We start from the raw sequence: 16,598 nt of genomic DNA, 5'->3' as shown, positions 1-16,598 counted from the left end.
TTCCGGAAACAACGTCGCCACACTATACTGTACGGATATACAGTATCGATCGCCTCTCCACGCTCATGCCCCCGAACGCTCCCCGGCGTATTGCCCATCTCGACATGGACGCGTTCTACGCTTCGGTGGAACTGCTGCGCTATCCGGACCTGCGTGGCCAGGCGGTCGTGATCGGCGGCGGCCGCAATGCGGTGCCCGAGGTACTACCCGACGGATCGCGCCGCCACGCCCGGCTGCGTGACTATGTGGGGCGGGGCGTGGTCACCACGTCCACCTACGAGGCCCGCGCCCTGGGCGTGTTCTCGGCCATGGGCATGATGAAGGCCGCCAAGCTGGCGCCCGACGCGATCCTGCTGCCGACGGACTTCGACGCCTACCGCCGCTACTCCGGACTCTTCAAGGCGGCCGTCCGAACATTCACCGGACAAATAGAAGATCGCGGGATCGACGAGATATATATCGATCTGAGTGATATAGAGGGCGAGCCGCACGAGGTAGCCGCCCGCATCAAGGCTGCGGTCCATGAAGCGACGGGCCTGACGTGTTCGATCTGCGTGGCCCCCAACAAGCTCCTGGCCAAGATCGGGTCCGAACTGGACAAGCCGGACGGACTGACCATCCTGACCCCGGCCGATATTCCCACGCGCATCTGGCCACTGCCGGCGCGCAAGGTCAACGGCATCGGCCCCAAGGCCGCGGAGAAGCTGCAGGCCATCGGCATCGACACCGTGGGAGACCTGGCCGAGGCCGATCTGGCGCTACTGCAGGCGCACTTCGGCCGCAATTACGCGGGCTGGCTGGTGGAAGTGGCCCATGGCCGCGACGACCGTCAGGTGGTGGTCAGTTCCGAACCCAAGTCGATGAGCCGCGAAACCACGTTCGAGCGCGACCTGCACCCGCGTACCGATCGCCCCGTGCTGTCGGAGCAGTTCACCCGGCTGTGCATGCGCGTGGCCGACGACCTGCGCCGCAAGGGGTACGTGGGCCGGACGGTGGGCATCAAGCTGCGCTTTGACGATTTCCACACCGTGACCCGCGACCTGACCATGACCGCCCATACCGCCGATGGCGCGATGATCCGGCGCGGTGCCACCGAGTGCCTGAAGCGGATACCGCTGGAGCGGCGCATCCGGCTGCTGGGCGTGCGCGTCAGCGCCCTGCTCCCGGCGGCCGAGCAAGGGGACGATCCCGCGCCGGTGCAGGAGGAATTCCGCTTCGACGACGAGGCGGAAGGCTGAACGGCCTTCCTCCAGGCGAATCGGGCCGATCCCAGGCCAAAAAACCCCCACGTCATACGGCCCTATCTATCTCCCGGTAGAATCGGCGGCTTCGACGGGCGCCCATCGAGAGCGCCACGCCCCACCTTCCGCCCACGCGCGCCCCATGACAACCGCCGCTCCCGCCCAACGTACCGCCGCCCCGGCCGCCTGGATCACGCCCCTGCTGGCCGTGGCCTGCGGCATGATCGTCGCCAACCTGTACTACGCACAGCCGCTGGTCGGGCCGATTGCACGCGCGTTGCAGCTGTCGCCGGAAATTGCCGGCCTGATCGTCACGCTGATCCAGACCGGCTACTGCGTGGGCCTGCTGCTGCTGGTGCCGCTGGGCGATATCGTCGAAAACCGCAAGCTCGTGCTCACGCTGGTGGGCGGGTGCGCGGCGGCCCTGCTGGCGGCGGCGCTGGCCACGCATGCCAGCGTGTTCCTGGTGGCGGGCTGCGCGATTGGACTGTGCTCGGTGGCGGTGCAGGTGCTGGTGCCGTTCGCGGCGCACCTGGCCTCCGAGCATGCGCGCGGCCGTGCGGTCGGCAATGTCACCAGCGGACTGCTGATGGGCATCATGCTGGCGCGTCCGGTGTCGAGCCTGGTGTCAGACCTGTTCGGCTGGCACGCGATCTTCGCGGCGTCGGCCGTGGCGATGGTGCTGCTCGGCATCGTGCTGGCGCGCAAGCTGCCGCAGCGCCGGCCGGCGCCGGGCGTCAACTACATCCAGATGCTTGGCTCGATGAGCCATCTGCTGCGCACCCAGCCGATCCTGCGCCGCCGGGCCGCGTACCAGGCCGCCATGTTCGGTGTCTTCAGCCTGTTCTGGACCACCACGCCGCTGTACCTGGCCGGGCCCGCGTTCCATCTGTCGCAGACCGGTATCGCGATCTTCGCGCTGGTCGGTGTGGCCGGTGCCATTGCCGCGCCGATGGCGGGCCGCTACGCCGACCGTGGCCACAGCCGGCAGATGACGGCGCTGGCGCTGGCGCTGGGCGCGGCTTCGTTCCTGCTGAGCCGGGTGGGGGCGGAGGGTTCGCTGCTGTCGTTGCTGTCGCTGACGGTGGCTGCCGTGCTGCTCGACTTCGCGGTGTCGACCAATCTGGTGATCGGCCAGCGCGCGATCTTCTCGCTGTCCGACGAACACCGCAGCCGCCTCAACGGCCTGTACATGGCCATCTTTTTCGTGGGCGGCGCCATCGGATCGTCAGTGGGCGCGTGGGCCTATGCGCGTGCGGGCTGGCCCCTGGCCAGCTGGATCGGCTTCGCCCTGCCCGCCATCGCGCTGCTGTACTTCCGCACGGAACGTCGTTGATCGGCCAATTCGGAGGGCTACGCCGCCACTGCGCGCTGCAGTGCCGCGCGCGCCAGCAGGCGGGTTGAATCGAGCGTCGGCAACGACGAATTGCCGTCGTCGATGATCAGCGGAATCTCGGTGCAGCCCAGCACCACGGCGTCGCAACCGTTGTGCCGCAGGTCATCGATCACGCGCCGGAACGTCGCTACCCCTTCAGGCGTGGCGATGCCGGGCACCAGCTGGTTCATGATCACGTGGTCGATCAATGCGCGGTCTTCCACGGGCGGGCGCACCGCTTCCAGCCCGCGTGCGGCCAGCGCGGCCGGATACACCTCGCTGTCCACCAGCCACCGCGTGCCGGTGATGCCAAGCCGATGGAAGCCGCGTGCCACGGCGGCGTCGGCCACCACCTCGGCGATATGAAGCCACGGCAGCGGCGACGTGGGCCGCACCAGGTCCAGCGCCGTATGGATGGTGTTGTCGGGGCAGATCACGAAATCGGCGCCGGCCGCGGCCAGCTTGTACGCCGAGCGCAGCATCAGGTTCGCCACGCCCTGCAGATCGCCGCGCTCCAGGCAGGCCACATAGGTGGCGAGCGATGGCGTATGCATCGTAATTTCCGGATGTGCGTGCGCGCCGAGGAATCCGGCCCCTTCCATGCAGATCGTGCGATAGCACAGTGCCGCGCCTTCGGCGGAACAGGCCGCGATACCGATGTGCCGTGGCATGAGAAATCCCCCTTGATGGTTGTCAGGCTTTCATGATGGCATGCGCCGCGCGGCTGCACTACACTGAGCCGGCGCGCCACGCCCTGGCGCGCCCGCCGTCGATGTTGCAGCTAAAAGTCGCCGTTTTACTACCCGTCCCGTGGACGGGCCTTGCCGGGGAGACGATCGATGTCATGGCGCAAACTGCTGCCGAGGCCGCGCTGGCTGCCGCGCGCGGCGCTCATGCACCCGCAGCGCGTGGTTATCGTCGGCTTCAGCCTGGCGATGCTGCTGATGCTGATCGTCGGCGCGCGTGACCTGTACCTGCTGCGCGACCGTGTCCTGTCATCGCGCCACCACGACCTGACATTGCGCGCGCTGGGTGGCGAAGCGGTCTTCGCCGCCGAACGCTCCAGGCTGGTTTTCGTGCGCGACTATGCGCAGCAACTGATCACCCTCTACGACAACGGCGCGGCCCCGGCAGAGCCCGCAGTGGAGCGGGCCTTCGCGCAGCGCAACGAGCGTATCTGGCAGATGGAGGTGCCGCTTGGCGATTCTCCGGTGATCGGCACGGCGCCCGCGGTGCTCGACGAACTCGAAGGCTTCGAACGCCGCGACGCCGACCTGCGGGCCGACCTGTACGCGGCGCGCCAGCTCAGCCATGTGCTGGGCCTGAGCCTGCGGCTGCGCGACGACGACAATGCCGGCGGTACCGTGAGCTATATCTCCAGCAACGGGCTCTACGTCACCTACCCGCCGCTGGCGCCGGACAAGGCGCCGGCACTCTTCAGGCGGTTCAGCGATATCTCGTATTACCGCGACATGCTGCCCGAGCGCGATGCGTCGCGCGACATTCGCTGGACGCGGGTCTACACGCAATTCGAAAGCACGCAGTTGCGCACGACATTGAGCATTCCGGTCTATGTGGAAAACCGTTTTCGCGGGGTGGTGGCCATCGACGTGGAACTGGCACGTCTGCGCGACCTGATCGGCGTGCCGGAAGACGCCGGCACCACGCGATACCTGATGGACTATCGCGGCGGCATCATCGCGTCGAGCCAGCACAATGTGCGCATCGACATGCACTGGCCCGACGATGTGGACCGGGCCTGGCGCGGTGTTCCCGTGCAGGACCTGTTCCACGCAGGCGCCGGCATGCGGCACGCGGATGGCCAATATCTGATCTACCAGCCGGTGGGCCAGCGCGGTACGTGGCTGCTGGTGGAATCCTTCAGCGATGCCGACGTATGGCGCGCGGTCCTGCAACGCACCAGCACACCGCTGTTGGCGATCTGGCTGGCCCTGCCACTGTTGATGTTTGTCACATTGCGCGTGGTGACGCTGCTGTTCCGCCACTATGTGGCAGCCGGCGAGACACTGCAGCGGCTGGCCGAGACCGACCCGCTTACCGGGCTGGCCAACCGGCGGCACTTCGGCGAGGCGTTCGGCAGGGAATCGGCACGACGACGGCGCGAGCGCGAGGCTGCCGGCGCGGACGACAGCCTGGCCGGCGGCGGCCCGGCTCGTGTCGAGGCATCACCGCCCGCACCGCTGTCGATGCTGATGCTCGACATCGACTTCTTCAAACGCGTGAACGACCGCTGGGGCCATGCCAGCGGCGATCACGTGCTGGTGGCGCTGGCTGACGTGCTGCGCCGGAACCTGCGCGAGATAGACCTGCCGGCGCGGCTTGGCGGAGAGGAATTCGCGGTGCTGCTGCCGCAGACCACGCTGGCCGAAGCCGAGGCAACCGCGCAACGGCTGCGCGCCGCCGTGCAGGCCACACCAGTGAAACCGGCACCCGATGCGCCGTCGCCCAGCGAAGGCGACGGACGCATTCATTTCACTGTATCGATTGGCGTCGCAGAAGCCGTGAGCGACGGTTGCCCGACACTCGATGCCATGCTGGCGACGGCCGACCGCCGTCTATATGCCGCCAAGCAAGCGGGCCGTAACCGGGTGTGCGCGGCTGATGCGCCGGTCGGCAATACTGTGGCGCCATCTGTTCAGGGATAAGACAGTTCATGGACGTCTCCGCCGCGGTTTTGCCTAGCGCAACAGGAATGCGATGTCGTCGGCCGTGATGACCGACACCGGAATACCCTTGCGACGCTGAAACAGGATGTGTTGCTGCACGCGGCTGCGCTGCTCGGCAAACGTGGCCGGATCGATCGGCGTGCCCGCGCGCGCGTAGTGTTGCACCAGCAGCTTGTAGGCGCGATGCCGGATCTGCAGCGTCTCGTTGTCGGCGCGCAGGCGCTGCCATTCGGCAGGGCTCAGGTCCAGCGTGTGGTTGAGTTCGTCGACGGTGCGCGCATGCAGGTCGCGATACATGTCGCGCTCGGCTTCGGCGCGATGCAGTTCGTCGCGCAGCGCCATGATCTTGTGTTGCAGCTTGAGCGTCTGCCCCACGGCCGCCTGCATGCCCTTGGCCGCCTCCAGCGCCTGGTTGGCGGCCGCAACGGTGCTTTTCCACAGGCCGCGGTCGGCGCCTGCGTCGCGTTCCGGCGACCAGACGTCCGACGCCTTGATCGTTGTATCCATGATTGACCCCTGAGACTTCTTGTTTGTCACTTCACCCGAAAACCGAAAAGACCGGATATCCCGAATCGGCCAGCGCCTCGTTGTGCGATGGTCCATCTCAACCTTGTTGCATTGTTTGTGGCCGCCGTGCCGCCATGCAACGTCAGCACGACGCTGTCGGTGCGGCAGGCAACTGAGATAAATCGTAGTGAGATGTCCGACCTGAGCCAAGTCAAAGATGTGCAGATCTGATCTGGCAGATACAACGATGCCAAAAAACGACAGGCGCCCGGTCCGGCCGGGACGGGAGAGAGGCAGACAAAGCAGACAACACCACGTAAACCCCGAGCATCAAGCAGACGTTTTGACAGGGTTTTGACAGTTTCACGCTTCTAGAATTCGGGCCATGGCTACTGCTGTCTCTTTGTGGATGGTGGTCAATAGCCAAAAACCTAAAAGCACAACCCAAATTCCAATAAGACAGGAGACACGCGATGCCTCGCACGCTTGCCCGCTTTACCCATGTCTTCGTCGCTTCGGCTGCGCTGGCTGCTGCCGTGGTGGCCGCACCAGCTTATGCCGTCGACAACCTCAAGGTGATGATCGGCGCCAACCCCGGCGGCGGCTTCGACCAGACCGGCCGCTCGCTGGGCGCGGCGATGGTGGCGGCTGGCGCGGCCAAATCGGCGTCGTATGACAACAAGGGCGGCGCGGGCGGCACCATCGGCCTGACGCAGTTCGTGAACACCGACAAGGGCAACCCGAACGCGCTGATCGTGACGGGCGCCGTGATGGTCGGTGCCATCGAGACCAACCACCCGCCGGTGACGCTCAAGAACGCCACGCCGATCGCACGCCTGTTCGCCGACACGATGGTGATCACGGTGCCGGCCAGCTCGCCGATCAAGTCGATGAAAGACCTGACCACGCAGCTCAAGGCCAATCCGGGCAGCGTCAGCTGGGGCGGCGGTTCGAAGGGGTCGATCGACCACATCCTGGCCGGCCTGATTGCCAAGGACATCGGCGTGGATCCGAAGAAGATCAACTACGTGCCGTTCCAGGGCGGTGGCGAGGCCTCGGCGTCGATCCTCGGTGGCCACGTGACCGTGGGTATCGCGGGCGTGTCGGAATTCCTGCCGTTCATCAAGACCGGCAAGATGCGCGCGCTGGCCGTGACGTCGAAGGACCGCACCGCCGACATCCCGACCCTGAAGGAACAGGGCGTGAACGTCGAGATCTACAACTGGCGCGGCGTGTACGGCGCGCCCGGCATCACCGCCGACCAGCGCAAGGCCCTGATCGATGCCGTGGTGAAGGGCACCGAGAACCAGGTCTGGAAGGACGCGCTGCAGAAGAACGACTGGACGCCGTTCCTGCTGACCGGCGACGAGTTCGGCAAGTTCGTGGAAGCGGAATCCGCCCGTCTGGGCGCCACGCTGCGTGAACTGGGCGTAGCGAAGTAAGCCCTGCCCAAAGGGACCGGGCGCACGCCACGCCGTATTGGCACGGCCGCCTCGGTTCCGCATGTCGGCGACCGGCCGGCCACCGCCGCCGGCGCCGCCAGTGAAGTAGTAGAAGTACGAAAAAGTAATACGAGACAGCAGTACGAGACAGCAGTACAGGATTTCGTTACCCGCGTCGCGGAAGTTTGCTTCACCCTGTCGTTCCCGCCCGGCCGCCGATCCGATATCGGCACGCACGGAGGACGGCACGGGGCCCCGGTGCCGCCATCCGCTGCGCAACACCGAAAAACAGACCCATCACGTCACCGGGCCCCGTGACCGCGCGGGCGGCAGGACCATCCGAGAGCCCCACCATGAAACCATCCCATGTATCCATCGGCGTCGCCGTCCTGGCGTTGTCCGTGTTCTTCTTCGCCGGCATACCGGGCATTTCGGGCGACGAGGGCTATGCCGGCCTGTCGCCGCGCTTCGTGCCCACGCTGGTGGCCATCGGCCTGGCCGTCTGCGGCGCGCTGCTGCTGTGGCAGGGCGTGCGCGGCGGCTTCCGGAACATGCCCGAGGAAGATGCCGAGCTGCCCGCGGCGCCGCACAACTTCAAGGGCTTCCTGTGGGTGGCCGCCGGCCTGGTGGCCAACATGGCGCTGATCGGCACGCTGGGCTTCGTGTTTTCGTCCACGCTGATGATGGTGTGCGTGGCGCGCGGCTATGGCAGCCGCCGCATCGTGCGCGACGCGCTGATCGGCCTGATGCTGACGCTGCCGATGTGGGCGCTGTTTGATTTCCTGCTCGGCATCAACCTGCCGCTGCTGCCCGTCGCGGGCTTCTGATCCACGCCTACGGGAGACACTGACATGGATACCCTGAACCAGCTGATGCACGGCTTTGCCGTCGCCATCACGCCAATCAACCTGATGTGGGCCCTGGTGGGCTGCTTCCTGGGCACCGCCATTGGCGTGCTGCCCGGCATTGGTCCGGCCCTGACCGTGGCCATGCTGTTGCCGCTGACAGCCAAGGTGGAGCCCACGGCCGCGCTGATCATGTTCGCCGGCATCTACTATGGCGCGATGTACGGCGGATCGACCACGTCGATCCTGATGAACACGCCGGGTGAATCGTCGACGATGGTCACCGCGATGGAGGGCAACCTGATGGCCAAGAATGGCCGCGCGGGCCCCGCGCTGGCCACCGCCGCCATCGGCTCGTTCGTGGCCGGTACGATCGCCACCGTGCTGCTGTCGATGTTCGCGCCGGTGGCGGCCGACGTGGCGCTGCAGTTCGGCCCGGGCGAGTACTTCATGATCATGCTGCTGGCTTTCACCACGGTGTCGGCCGTGCTGGGTTCGTCGCTGCTGCGCGGCATGACCAGCCTGTTTCTGGGCCTGGGCATCGGCCTGATCGGCATGGATTCGCTGTCTGGCCAGACGCGCTATTCGATGAACGTCCAGGAACTGTACGACGGCGTGGACATCGTCGTGGTGGCCGTGGGCCTGTTCGCGGTGGGCGAGGCGCTGTTCAATGCGTTCTTTCCGCAGCCGGAGGGCTCGTTCAACAAGCTCAGTTCGGTGCACATGAGCAAGTCGGACTGGAAGCGGTCGATCCCGGCGTGGCTTCGCGGCACGTTCATCGGCTTCCCGTTTGGCCTGATCCCGGCCGGCGGTGCCGAGATCCCGACGTTCCTGTCGTACGCCACCGAGAAGAAGCTGTCGAACCACAAGGCGGAATTCGGCAAGGTGGGTGCCATCGAAGGCGTGGCCGGCCCCGAGGCGGCCAACAACGCCGCCGTGACGGCGACGCTGGCCCCGCTGCTGACGCTGGGTATCCCGACCTCGAACACCACGGCCATCCTGCTGGCGGCGTTCCAGAACTACAACCTGCAGCCGGGTCCGATGCTGTTCCAGACCTCGGGCGACCTGGTCTGGGGCCTGCTGGCGTCGCTGTACATCGGCAACGTGATGCTGCTGGTGCTGAACCTGCCGGCGATCGGCCTGTGGGTGCGCATGCTGCGCGTCCCGACGCCGCTGCTGTACGGCGGCATCCTGATCTTTGCCGGTCTGGGTGCGTACGGCATCCGCCAGTCGTGGTTCGACCTGCTGCTGCTGTTCGTGATCGGCCTGCTGGGCATGGCCATGCGACGCTTCGACTTCCCGACCGCGCCGGTGATCGTCGGCCTGATCCTGGGGCCGATGGCCGAGAAGCAGCTGCGCAATGCGCTGTCGATCGGCCAGGGCGACTGGACCCTGTTCGTCAAGCAGCCGATCTCGGCCACGATCCTGGCCATGACGGTGGCCGTGGTGGTAGTGCCGCGCGTGCTGCGCTGGCACGCCAACCGTTCGACGGCGCGCGCCGAGGCGGACAACGCGGCCTGACGTCCGCGCGGGCGTTCCTGGCAGGAATCGGCAGGGGGCTTCGGCCCCCTGTATCATTGGCGCAAACAACATGCCGCGCGCCGAGGAGACCGGGACGTGCCTGCCACTTTCACCATCGCGGATATCGATGCCACGCTCGAACGCGTGCTGGCGCCCTGGGTGCGCCAGCTGGGCCTGTGCGCCGAGGCAGCGGACGCCACCGGCGTGACCCTGCGCCTGCCCTTCCAGGAAGCGTTTCGCCATGCCGGCGGCGTGGTCTGCGGACAGGTGCTGATGTCGGCCGCCGATACCGCGATGATCGTCGCCATCTCTGCCGCACTGGGCGAATTCCGGCCAATGACCACCGTCACGCTGACCACTAACTTCATGCGTCCCGTGATCGACGGCGATGTGCTGGTGCGTGCCAACGTGCTGCGCCTGGGCAAGACCGTGGTCTTCGGCGAAATCGCACTGACCGGCCAGGACGGCAGGCTCGCGGTACAGGCCACCACCACCTACGCGCTGCTTTGAATTCCAGGATGTCCGACCTCACCACCCCCCAACCCTTTGACCAGATCGTCTTTGCCGGCGGCGGCAACCGCTGCTGGTGGCAGGCTGGATGGTGGGATACCGTGGCGCCCGAACTGCACCTGCGGCCGCGCGTCATCGCCGGTATCTCGGCGGGCGCGGCCACGGCATGCATGGTCTATGCGCACGATTCGCATCAGACCATGGCCTACTACCGCGAGGTGCTGGCCAACAATTCGCGCAACGCATACTGGGGCAACCTGCTGCGCCGCGAGCGCGTGTTTCCGCACTACGGCATCTATCGCAACGCCCTGCTCTCGCTGTTTGGCGATAACCGCCTGCACCGGCTGCAACAGGCGCCCGAGATTCGCATTGGCGTAGCCCATATCCCGCGCTGGACCGGGCCGCGCCTGGCCGTGGCCGCAGGGCTGCTGGCGTACAACATCGACAAGCACCTGCTGAAGACGCTGCATCCGCGCCTGGGCCGCAAGCTTGGCTTCCATCCCGAATTCGTGCTGGCGCAGGACTGCGGCTCACCCGAGGATCTGGCCGATCTGCTACTGCAATCGGCCTCCACGCCGCCTTTTACGCCGGTGCTGCGCCGCAATGGCCATGCGGTGCTGGACGGCGGGCTGGTGGACAACGTGCCGGTCGATGCGCTCGATGCCACGCCGGGCAATGTCCTGGTGCTGGTGACGCGGCTGTATCCGCGGCCGCGCCGCTTTCTCATCGACACGGGCGGCCAGCGCCGCCTGTATCTGCAACCTTCGCAACGCGTGCCGATTTCGAGCTGGGACTACACCAGGCCCGAAGCCATGACGCATGCGTATGACCTGGGCCGGCGCGACGCGGAATCGTTCCTGCGCGACTGGCCCGTCATCCAGCAGGATCTGTTGCCGGCGTCATAGCCAAAGCGCCACGTGGCGCCGGTCAATTGTTTGGCATGCGGCGATGGTGCCGCGCAGGCAAGGAGGATTGAATGACAAAGCGTCAGGCATCAACCGAAACCGCAACCCAGGCAAGGACCGTGAAGGCGCGTCGGCGCGCCAGCGAGGCCAGCGCCGAACCCGTTGTCGAACGGGTGCCGCGCAAGCGCGATGCCCGCCCCAAGACACGCGAAGTCGACTTCGTGGTGATCGGTGCGGGCTCGGGCGGCGTGGCTGCCGCGCGGCGCGCCGCATCGCACGGCGCGCGCGTGATCCTGGTGGAGCGCGATGCCGTCGGCGGCACCTGTGTCAATCGCGGTTGCGTGCCCAAGAAAATGCTGTCGTACGGCGCGGGATGGGCATCGATCCTGTCCACGTGCCTGTCGCACACGGGCGGCAAGGAAGACTGGCGCGATGCCATCGTGCGCGTGAATGCCGAGGTGGCACGGCTCAACGCGTCGTACAAGCAGCGGCTCAACGAGGCCGGCGTGGAGATCTGGCACGGCGAGGCAGGTTTCAACGCGCGCGGCGATGTCGTCGTCGGCAATGAAGTCATCCGCGCCCGCAAGACGCTGATTGCAACGGGCGCCAGCCCGATCGATCTGCCGGTGCCGGGTGGCGAACTGGTCAGTTCGTCGGACGACCTGTTCACGTGGCAGACCGTGCCCGCTTCGATTGTCGTGATCGGCGGCGGCTATATCGCCGTGGAGATGGCATCGATCCTGTCTCGCTACGGCGTGAAGGTGGACCTGCTGGTGCGTGAGGACCGGCTGCTGCCAAAGTTCGACCACGATATTGCCGCTGCCCTGGCAGAAGCCCTGATCGCCAAGGGCATACGCATACATTTCCGCACAGATGTCACAATGGTGTCGCAGTCGAACGGTGCATTCGACGTCTGCTACACGCAGGAAGACAATCGGGGTCGCACGCAGACCGTGCGCACCCAGGCGGTGCTGGCCGCGATTGGCCGAAAGCCGAATGTGGATGGACTGGGTCTCGATGACCTGGGTGTGAAGCGCGATGCCAAGGGCGGCATCGAGGTGGACCGGCAGTTCCGCACCAGCGTGCGGTCGATCCACGCCATCGGCGATTGCATGGCCGACAACGTGCACCTGACGCCGGTGGCGATTGCGCAAGGCCGTTGGCTGGCGGATCGGCTATTCGGCCGGCGCGGTGACATGACGGACTTCGAATTCCTGCCCACGGCCGTATTCTGCGAGCCGGCAATTGGCGCCGTGGGGCTGACCGAGGCCCAGGCATTGGAGGAAGCCGGCGGCAAGGCCGACCGCATCCGCACCGAGATCAAGCGTTTCGTCTCGCTGGAAAGCCGCTTCGGCGGCGTGCCGCAGCAATCGGTCTTCAAGCTCGTATTCAACGCGCGTAGCGGCCGGGTGCTGGGCGTCCACCTGATGGATGGCGCCGCACCGGAAATCGTCCAGACGATGGCGTTGGCGCTGCGGCTTGGCGCGAAGGCCTCGCACCTGCAGACCACCATGCCGCTGCATCCCACCGTGGCCGAAGAGTTGTTTGGCTAATTAGCGAAGGGTGGTAGGCCCGAGCCAGCGCCAGATGCCATAGGCCACCACCGCCCACACGCTCACCACCAGGACAATGCCCCAGCGACTGCGCGGCTTCGCGCCGCTGGCGGCCATCCACGCACTCGCCTGTTCCCGCGACGAAGCCAGCACGGCGGCCGGCATCAGCCTGACCGCCAGCCAGATCAGTGCAGGCAAGAGCAGCACGTCATCGACATAGCCGAGCACGGGGATGAAGTCCGGCACCAGGTCGATCGGACTCAACGCATAGGCCACGACGAACGCGCCCAGCGCCTTCACATACCAGGGCGTATCGGGATGCCGGCACGCGAACCAGAGCGCAACGCCATCGCGCTTGATGGCGCGCGCCCAGGTGCGCAGGCGTTGGGTCAGGGGGAGCGAGGCGCTTTGCTCAGGAGGCATCGTGATCGACCGGACGGTTCAGATATCGAGCAGTTCCTGCCGAATACCGAGGGCCGCGGCAACTTTCTCGCGTGACGCCTTGCGCAGCGTCGCGCGGCCTTCCTGCTGCGCGTACGCGGACTGGGAAATGCCCAGCCGCTCGGCCATGACGGCCTGCGTCAAGCCCAGGTGCTCTCGCCACGCGCGTACCGGCGTAGCACCCCCGACCACCCGTTTGACCACTGCATGCGGCACCAGCCCGCGTGCATCGCGATACGTGTCGAGGTACTCCGTATAGGGAATGACGACGAATGCAGGGGTCCCGTCACTCCCATTGATCAGCTGGATGTTAATAGGTGCGTTCATCGCGTTTTCTCACTTCCTGAGTTGTTTGACCGCCCTTGTGCTCCAGTGGATCGCATTCATTTGGCCCCGTCAGTATAAGCTAATTATAAGTATCCGAACTGAGCCCGACCAGCAGCGATCAGTTCGGAAAATGACTGGGGAAAGTGAACATCGAGACCTGATCAGGCACCAATGATGCGGGTCAACCCATAAGGTTTCGACACAAAAGTTCACATCGCCGGGCAGGCTGCCGAGGTGGTGGATGCCGATGGTTGGGGGAGGGGGCGGCGAAGCCGTAGACGCTGGCCAGTGCGGTGGCGCACGGGAGCCTGGGGAGGCGGGATGAGGGATGGGTGTCCGTCGAAAGTCGGCACCACAAAAACAAAAACGGACGCCTGAGCGTCCGTTTTCTTGAATCTGGTGGCCTGGGACGGAATCGAACCGCCGACACAAGGATTTTCAAAACGTGCCGCCGATTCGGAACCCACGCCACGTAAGGCTTTGCGGGTAGTGGGGAAGCGCAAAGCAGCGTAAATGCCGTCACAACCCGACACAAATCCGACACAGCCGATTACATCCACGGCACAGCGTCTTCTGCATTGACCACTCGAGTCAGTGCCAGACAAGTCTGAAGCTTCTCTCCCCTTATCGGGCGATGCGTATTTGGCGCAGCCGGCAGATGATCCATGGACGCGAGCATATCGCTTCAGGTCAACTGACAGCTCCCATGGCGGGAGAACCCAATGAACTACATCGACCCGATTACGTGCGTGTGTGGGGTGAAAGTCCAGATCGACGAATACCGAATGGACCTGGGCGACGATGAGCCTCTTGACGTGGCGTTTTGCCCAATCTGCAGTCGCACACTACTGGTGATGGAACAACCGGGGATGCTGGTAACAGAGGTTGTCCTACCAGGCGACAGAACGAAGTGCGGAGATGGCGATCGCCATCTCGGCCTGCCACCGGGCTACGACGACGAAGAGTGGCCATTTCCCACAGTCGTCGAGCTTCTCAAACTACAGAGGCGTTAGGCTAAGCGAGGACTGCCTTCGGAGTTTTGGTGACGCTCCAGAACACTTTATAAATCAAACACAAAGACTTCCAGAACGTGCCACCGATTCGAATACTGCGCGAAATATGGCTTTGGGGCTCGTCGCAAGCGCAAAAAACTGCTTGTAACCCACCGCACCGCCGCAAGCACGGCTCATGCCTTGGACATTTGCTACAGACAACCTAATGGCGTTTGCGGTACCGGATGTCCGTATTTACCCCATTTCGAACAGCTTGGACACTCCGCATATTGCCTATCCTCCGCCTGTAGATTGGCCGAGAGTCGGAGATGCAGTACATACAAGACCTCTATATCAGTGCGCGTATCAGCGCCCGGATGGCACGCCTGGACACGCAGTTGGCGACCAGTAGGATCCGGATCCGCCAGCAGGTCCATCTTGTTCGGGAGATAAGAAGCGACGGGGGAGACCTCGTATTGGCACTGGCGGTGCTCCAGTACTTGAGACGCAGCTATTCGGATCTGTCGCGAATCAGGCGCCAGCTTCCTGATATATCCATGCATCTTTTCTAGCGGTCATCCAAATCAGCGCCACGAAGCCAGCAGCATGCCCAGCAGTAAGTCGATGGCAATGCGGCCACGTTGTACGCCGGCATGCTGGGCGCAGTCCCGCGAATTGTATGGTGTGCCGGAAAAGAGGGGGCCGCAGACGCAAGTGCCGTGCTGCACCTCTTCAACGGAGACCTCATAGCTCCAGCGCGCACCGAGTTTCGTGACCTTTGAGTTTTCGCGATGGACTTGCACACGCATTTCCAGCCCGCGATAGCTACGTACGGTCGTGTCCGCTAAATCGTTCAAAAGACACCCCCCGTAATGTCGGCCGGTGCGGCGGCTTGCCGGAGTCGCAAGAATTCGCGAGAACACTTTCATGCTGGACGGAGGCGCCGTCCAGCGATGTCAGTCATCGTCCTAACTTGCCCTGCTCGCCTCAGAAATATGTCCCCCCTGCCACGGACAATGGGCGTAGAGTGGGTAGATTCTTTTGGAGCGCGGCATGGACACTTATCCGGCAGCAAACAGCAAAGGCTTCGACATTTACCCACTGGTTTACAAATACGACCCGCCGCGCGAATGGCATGAAAGACGTCCGGACCGTAGCTACAGCGCATCCGTCGTGATCTGCCGGGAGGGTGTCGCACCGGCAGGCGATAGCGGCCGCGTGTTCCAGGTACCGGACGCACAGTGGCCCGATCTAGGCGCAGCCAAGCGCGCAGCAGTGCAGCACGGGACGGACATCATCGACGGACTGGTCTACGGCGAATCCGTGGTTGGCATCTGACGAGAGTATGGCGCTGCCCTGTGCAGAAACAGAACCGACTCTGACCCGCTCAGGCGATTCACGCGCCGGCGTGCCGGTGGCAAGTCCTGCTCTGCCAACCACTTTGGAATTCATCTACTTTCTTTTGCGCCAAGGCCGAATCGGGCCGTGGCGCTTTTTTTTTCTCAATGCGCGGGAGCTCGGCTTGGCGTAGTGGCCTACGGGGTATAGGTTCTGGACGACCTCTTCACTGATTCAGTGCACCGTTCGGGAGTGAGTAGCCGCGCTATATCCCATCGAACGAGCAGGTCGCCCGCCTTCCCGTCAGCTGCTCCGCCGGCGCCTGGCCTCACGTCTCAGCGCCCACGGGCGCGCGCAGCTCGGCGGCCTACAGCGGTGCGGGATAGCGCGAATCGTCCCGCTGGCCAGCAAGGTAATCAGCCATCGCCGGTCCCTGTGAGGGCGTGGTGTGTGTGCTTCCGGTTGCTCATGCGCGTTTTTGCTGACCACTGTATATATGTACAGTATAAATCAGGGGTTCGGCTCAAGTCGGTGGGGGGGCCGGAAAAAGGTAACTTTGGTAACCTGTGAACGAGAGTCTACCGGAAAGCCTTGTCAGATAAGGATTGGAGGGTTTCAGTGAAAAGGTAACATTGGGGTAACTTTAGGGTAACCACATTACCTTTAGTCTTGGTAACACCTATGGTTCGTCATGCCTAATAAAATCAACGACTTACGAACAGGTTACCTTTTGTGTTACCTCAGATTACCTTTTGTAGGTAACCTGCTACGCCCTTATAAATCAATGAGTTAGCGTTGATTTTCGGGGCAAGTTACCGAGGTTACCTTTTTCCTGACCCGTCCCGCCTCCATAGCTTTCGCCGACGCTGTGAGAGGCCTGGTCAGCAGAGGCGGTCACCTGTGGGAAACACCCT

The 16,598-nt window shown here is 64.5% G+C and carries 16 protein-coding genes; 11 read left to right on the top strand and 5 right to left on the bottom strand.

The window, feature by feature from the left end; translation table 11 throughout:
* Positions 1-65 precede the first annotated feature (65 nt).
* Together dinB and AC3FJ6_RS10005 are read left to right on the top strand one after the other, a co-directional pair.
* Entirely contained in the window at positions 66-1,238 is a 1,173-nt protein-coding gene (dinB, locus tag AC3FJ6_RS10010; protein ID WP_488771719.1) for a DNA polymerase IV, read from the top strand.
* A 145-nt stretch (positions 1,239-1,383) separates the two neighbouring features.
* Positions 1,384-2,577, top strand: a complete 1,194-nt coding sequence (locus tag AC3FJ6_RS10005) for an MFS transporter (RefSeq protein WP_488771718.1) — start codon at positions 1,384-1,386, stop codon at positions 2,575-2,577.
* A 17-nt stretch (positions 2,578-2,594) separates the two neighbouring features.
* Here the strand turns inward: AC3FJ6_RS10005 and AC3FJ6_RS10000 are convergent, their stop codons facing one another.
* On the bottom strand, positions 2,595-3,287 hold the full coding sequence (locus AC3FJ6_RS10000) for an aspartate/glutamate racemase family protein (RefSeq protein ID WP_488771717.1): 693 nt from the start codon (positions 3,285-3,287) through the stop codon (positions 2,595-2,597).
* 168 nt (positions 3,288-3,455) lie between these two features.
* Between AC3FJ6_RS10000 and AC3FJ6_RS09995 the strand changes: the two genes are divergently transcribed.
* Entirely contained in the window at positions 3,456-5,282 is a 1,827-nt protein-coding gene (locus AC3FJ6_RS09995; protein WP_488771715.1) for a diguanylate cyclase, read from the top strand.
* 33 nt (positions 5,283-5,315) lie between these two features.
* On the opposite strand, the gene AC3FJ6_RS09990 is transcribed toward AC3FJ6_RS09995, so the two are convergent.
* Complete coding sequence (locus tag AC3FJ6_RS09990; protein ID WP_153946292.1) at positions 5,316-5,810, bottom strand: hypothetical protein; 495 nt, start codon at positions 5,808-5,810, stop codon at positions 5,316-5,318.
* 473 nt (positions 5,811-6,283) lie between these two features.
* On the opposite strand from AC3FJ6_RS09990, the gene AC3FJ6_RS09985 reads away from it, so the two are divergent.
* The 6 genes from AC3FJ6_RS09985 (at position 6,284) to AC3FJ6_RS09960 (ending at position 12,586) form a co-directional block, all read left to right on the top strand.
* The gene (locus tag AC3FJ6_RS09985; RefSeq protein WP_488771714.1) at positions 6,284-7,252 is read left to right on the top strand and encodes a Bug family tripartite tricarboxylate transporter substrate binding protein; all 969 of its coding nucleotides are present in this window, start codon (positions 6,284-6,286) and stop codon (positions 7,250-7,252) included.
* A 353-nt stretch (positions 7,253-7,605) separates the two neighbouring features.
* Positions 7,606-8,079, top strand: a complete 474-nt coding sequence (locus AC3FJ6_RS09980) for a tripartite tricarboxylate transporter TctB family protein (protein WP_153946290.1) — start codon at positions 7,606-7,608, stop codon at positions 8,077-8,079.
* Between the two features lie 24 nt (positions 8,080-8,103).
* Positions 8,104-9,618, top strand: a complete 1,515-nt coding sequence (locus tag AC3FJ6_RS09975) for a tripartite tricarboxylate transporter permease (RefSeq protein ID WP_400395150.1) — start codon at positions 8,104-8,106, stop codon at positions 9,616-9,618.
* Positions 9,619-9,714: 96 nt separating this feature from the next.
* Positions 9,715-10,128: a PaaI family thioesterase gene (locus AC3FJ6_RS09970; RefSeq protein WP_488771713.1), complete on the top strand. Its 414-nt coding sequence runs from the start codon at positions 9,715-9,717 to the stop codon at positions 10,126-10,128.
* Positions 10,129-10,136: 8 nt separating this feature from the next.
* Positions 10,137-11,033 carry a patatin-like phospholipase family protein gene (locus AC3FJ6_RS09965; protein ID WP_488771712.1) on the top strand — a complete coding sequence of 299 codons (897 nt, stop codon included), beginning with the start codon at positions 10,137-10,139 and terminating at the stop codon, positions 11,031-11,033.
* 71 nt (positions 11,034-11,104) lie between these two features.
* Positions 11,105-12,586, top strand: coding sequence for a dihydrolipoyl dehydrogenase family protein (locus AC3FJ6_RS09960; protein WP_488771710.1), 1,482 nt, complete (start codon positions 11,105-11,107; stop codon positions 12,584-12,586).
* On the opposite strand, the gene AC3FJ6_RS09955 is transcribed toward AC3FJ6_RS09960, so the two are convergent.
* Together AC3FJ6_RS09955 and AC3FJ6_RS09950 are read right to left on the bottom strand one after the other, a co-directional pair.
* A complete protein-coding gene (locus AC3FJ6_RS09955; RefSeq protein WP_488771708.1) occupies positions 12,587-13,009 on the bottom strand; it encodes a YkvA family protein in 423 nt (140 codons plus the stop codon).
* An 18-nt stretch (positions 13,010-13,027) separates the two neighbouring features.
* Positions 13,028-13,354, bottom strand: coding sequence for a helix-turn-helix domain-containing protein (locus AC3FJ6_RS09950; protein WP_488771707.1), 327 nt, complete (start codon positions 13,352-13,354; stop codon positions 13,028-13,030).
* Positions 13,355-14,076: 722 nt separating this feature from the next.
* Between AC3FJ6_RS09950 and AC3FJ6_RS09945 the strand changes: the two genes are divergently transcribed.
* Positions 14,077-14,367, top strand: coding sequence for a hypothetical protein (locus AC3FJ6_RS09945; protein WP_488771705.1), 291 nt, complete (start codon positions 14,077-14,079; stop codon positions 14,365-14,367).
* Between the two features lie 563 nt (positions 14,368-14,930).
* On the opposite strand, the gene AC3FJ6_RS09940 is transcribed toward AC3FJ6_RS09945, so the two are convergent.
* Positions 14,931-15,275, bottom strand: a complete 345-nt coding sequence (locus AC3FJ6_RS09940; protein ID WP_488771703.1) for a hypothetical protein — start codon at positions 15,273-15,275, stop codon at positions 14,931-14,933.
* Positions 15,276-15,399: 124 nt separating this feature from the next.
* Between AC3FJ6_RS09940 and AC3FJ6_RS09935 the strand changes: the two genes are divergently transcribed.
* On the top strand, positions 15,400-15,684 hold the full coding sequence (locus tag AC3FJ6_RS09935; RefSeq protein WP_488771702.1) for a hypothetical protein: 285 nt from the start codon (positions 15,400-15,402) through the stop codon (positions 15,682-15,684).
* Positions 15,685-16,598 lie beyond the last annotated feature (914 nt).

This window comes from Cupriavidus sp. 94F1 (genome assembly GCF_057798875.1).
Note: the sequence above shows the minus strand (reverse complement) of the source record. Positions and strands in the feature narration are given on the sequence as shown.

Bases quoted from the DNA above. Each gene is read 5' to 3' on its own strand.
- AC3FJ6_RS09990 (WP_153946292.1), bottom strand. From the start codon at position 5,810: ATGGATACAACGATCAAGGCGTCGGACGTCTGGTCGCCGGAACGCGAC.
- AC3FJ6_RS09940 (WP_488771703.1), bottom strand. From the start codon at position 15,275: ATGAAAGTGTTCTCGCGAATTCTTGCGACTCCGGCAAGCCGCCGCACC.
- AC3FJ6_RS09955 (WP_488771708.1), bottom strand. From the start codon at position 13,009: ATGCCTCCTGAGCAAAGCGCCTCGCTCCCCCTGACCCAACGCCTGCGC.
- AC3FJ6_RS09935 (WP_488771702.1), top strand. From the start codon at position 15,400: ATGGACACTTATCCGGCAGCAAACAGCAAAGGCTTCGACATTTACCCA.
- dinB (WP_488771719.1), top strand. From the start codon at position 66: ATGCCCCCGAACGCTCCCCGGCGTATTGCCCATCTCGACATGGACGCG.
- AC3FJ6_RS09960 (WP_488771710.1), top strand. From the start codon at position 11,105: ATGACAAAGCGTCAGGCATCAACCGAAACCGCAACCCAGGCAAGGACC.
- AC3FJ6_RS09995 (WP_488771715.1), top strand. From the start codon at position 3,456: ATGTCATGGCGCAAACTGCTGCCGAGGCCGCGCTGGCTGCCGCGCGCG.
- AC3FJ6_RS09980 (WP_153946290.1), top strand. From the start codon at position 7,606: ATGAAACCATCCCATGTATCCATCGGCGTCGCCGTCCTGGCGTTGTCC.
- AC3FJ6_RS10000 (WP_488771717.1), bottom strand. From the start codon at position 3,287: ATGCCACGGCACATCGGTATCGCGGCCTGTTCCGCCGAAGGCGCGGCA.
- AC3FJ6_RS09945 (WP_488771705.1), top strand. From the start codon at position 14,077: ATGAACTACATCGACCCGATTACGTGCGTGTGTGGGGTGAAAGTCCAG.
- AC3FJ6_RS09965 (WP_488771712.1), top strand. From the start codon at position 10,137: ATGTCCGACCTCACCACCCCCCAACCCTTTGACCAGATCGTCTTTGCC.
- AC3FJ6_RS09950 (WP_488771707.1), bottom strand. From the start codon at position 13,354: ATGAACGCACCTATTAACATCCAGCTGATCAATGGGAGTGACGGGACC.
- AC3FJ6_RS10005 (WP_488771718.1), top strand. From the start codon at position 1,384: ATGACAACCGCCGCTCCCGCCCAACGTACCGCCGCCCCGGCCGCCTGG.
- AC3FJ6_RS09985 (WP_488771714.1), top strand. From the start codon at position 6,284: ATGCCTCGCACGCTTGCCCGCTTTACCCATGTCTTCGTCGCTTCGGCT.
- AC3FJ6_RS09975 (WP_400395150.1), top strand. From the start codon at position 8,104: ATGGATACCCTGAACCAGCTGATGCACGGCTTTGCCGTCGCCATCACG.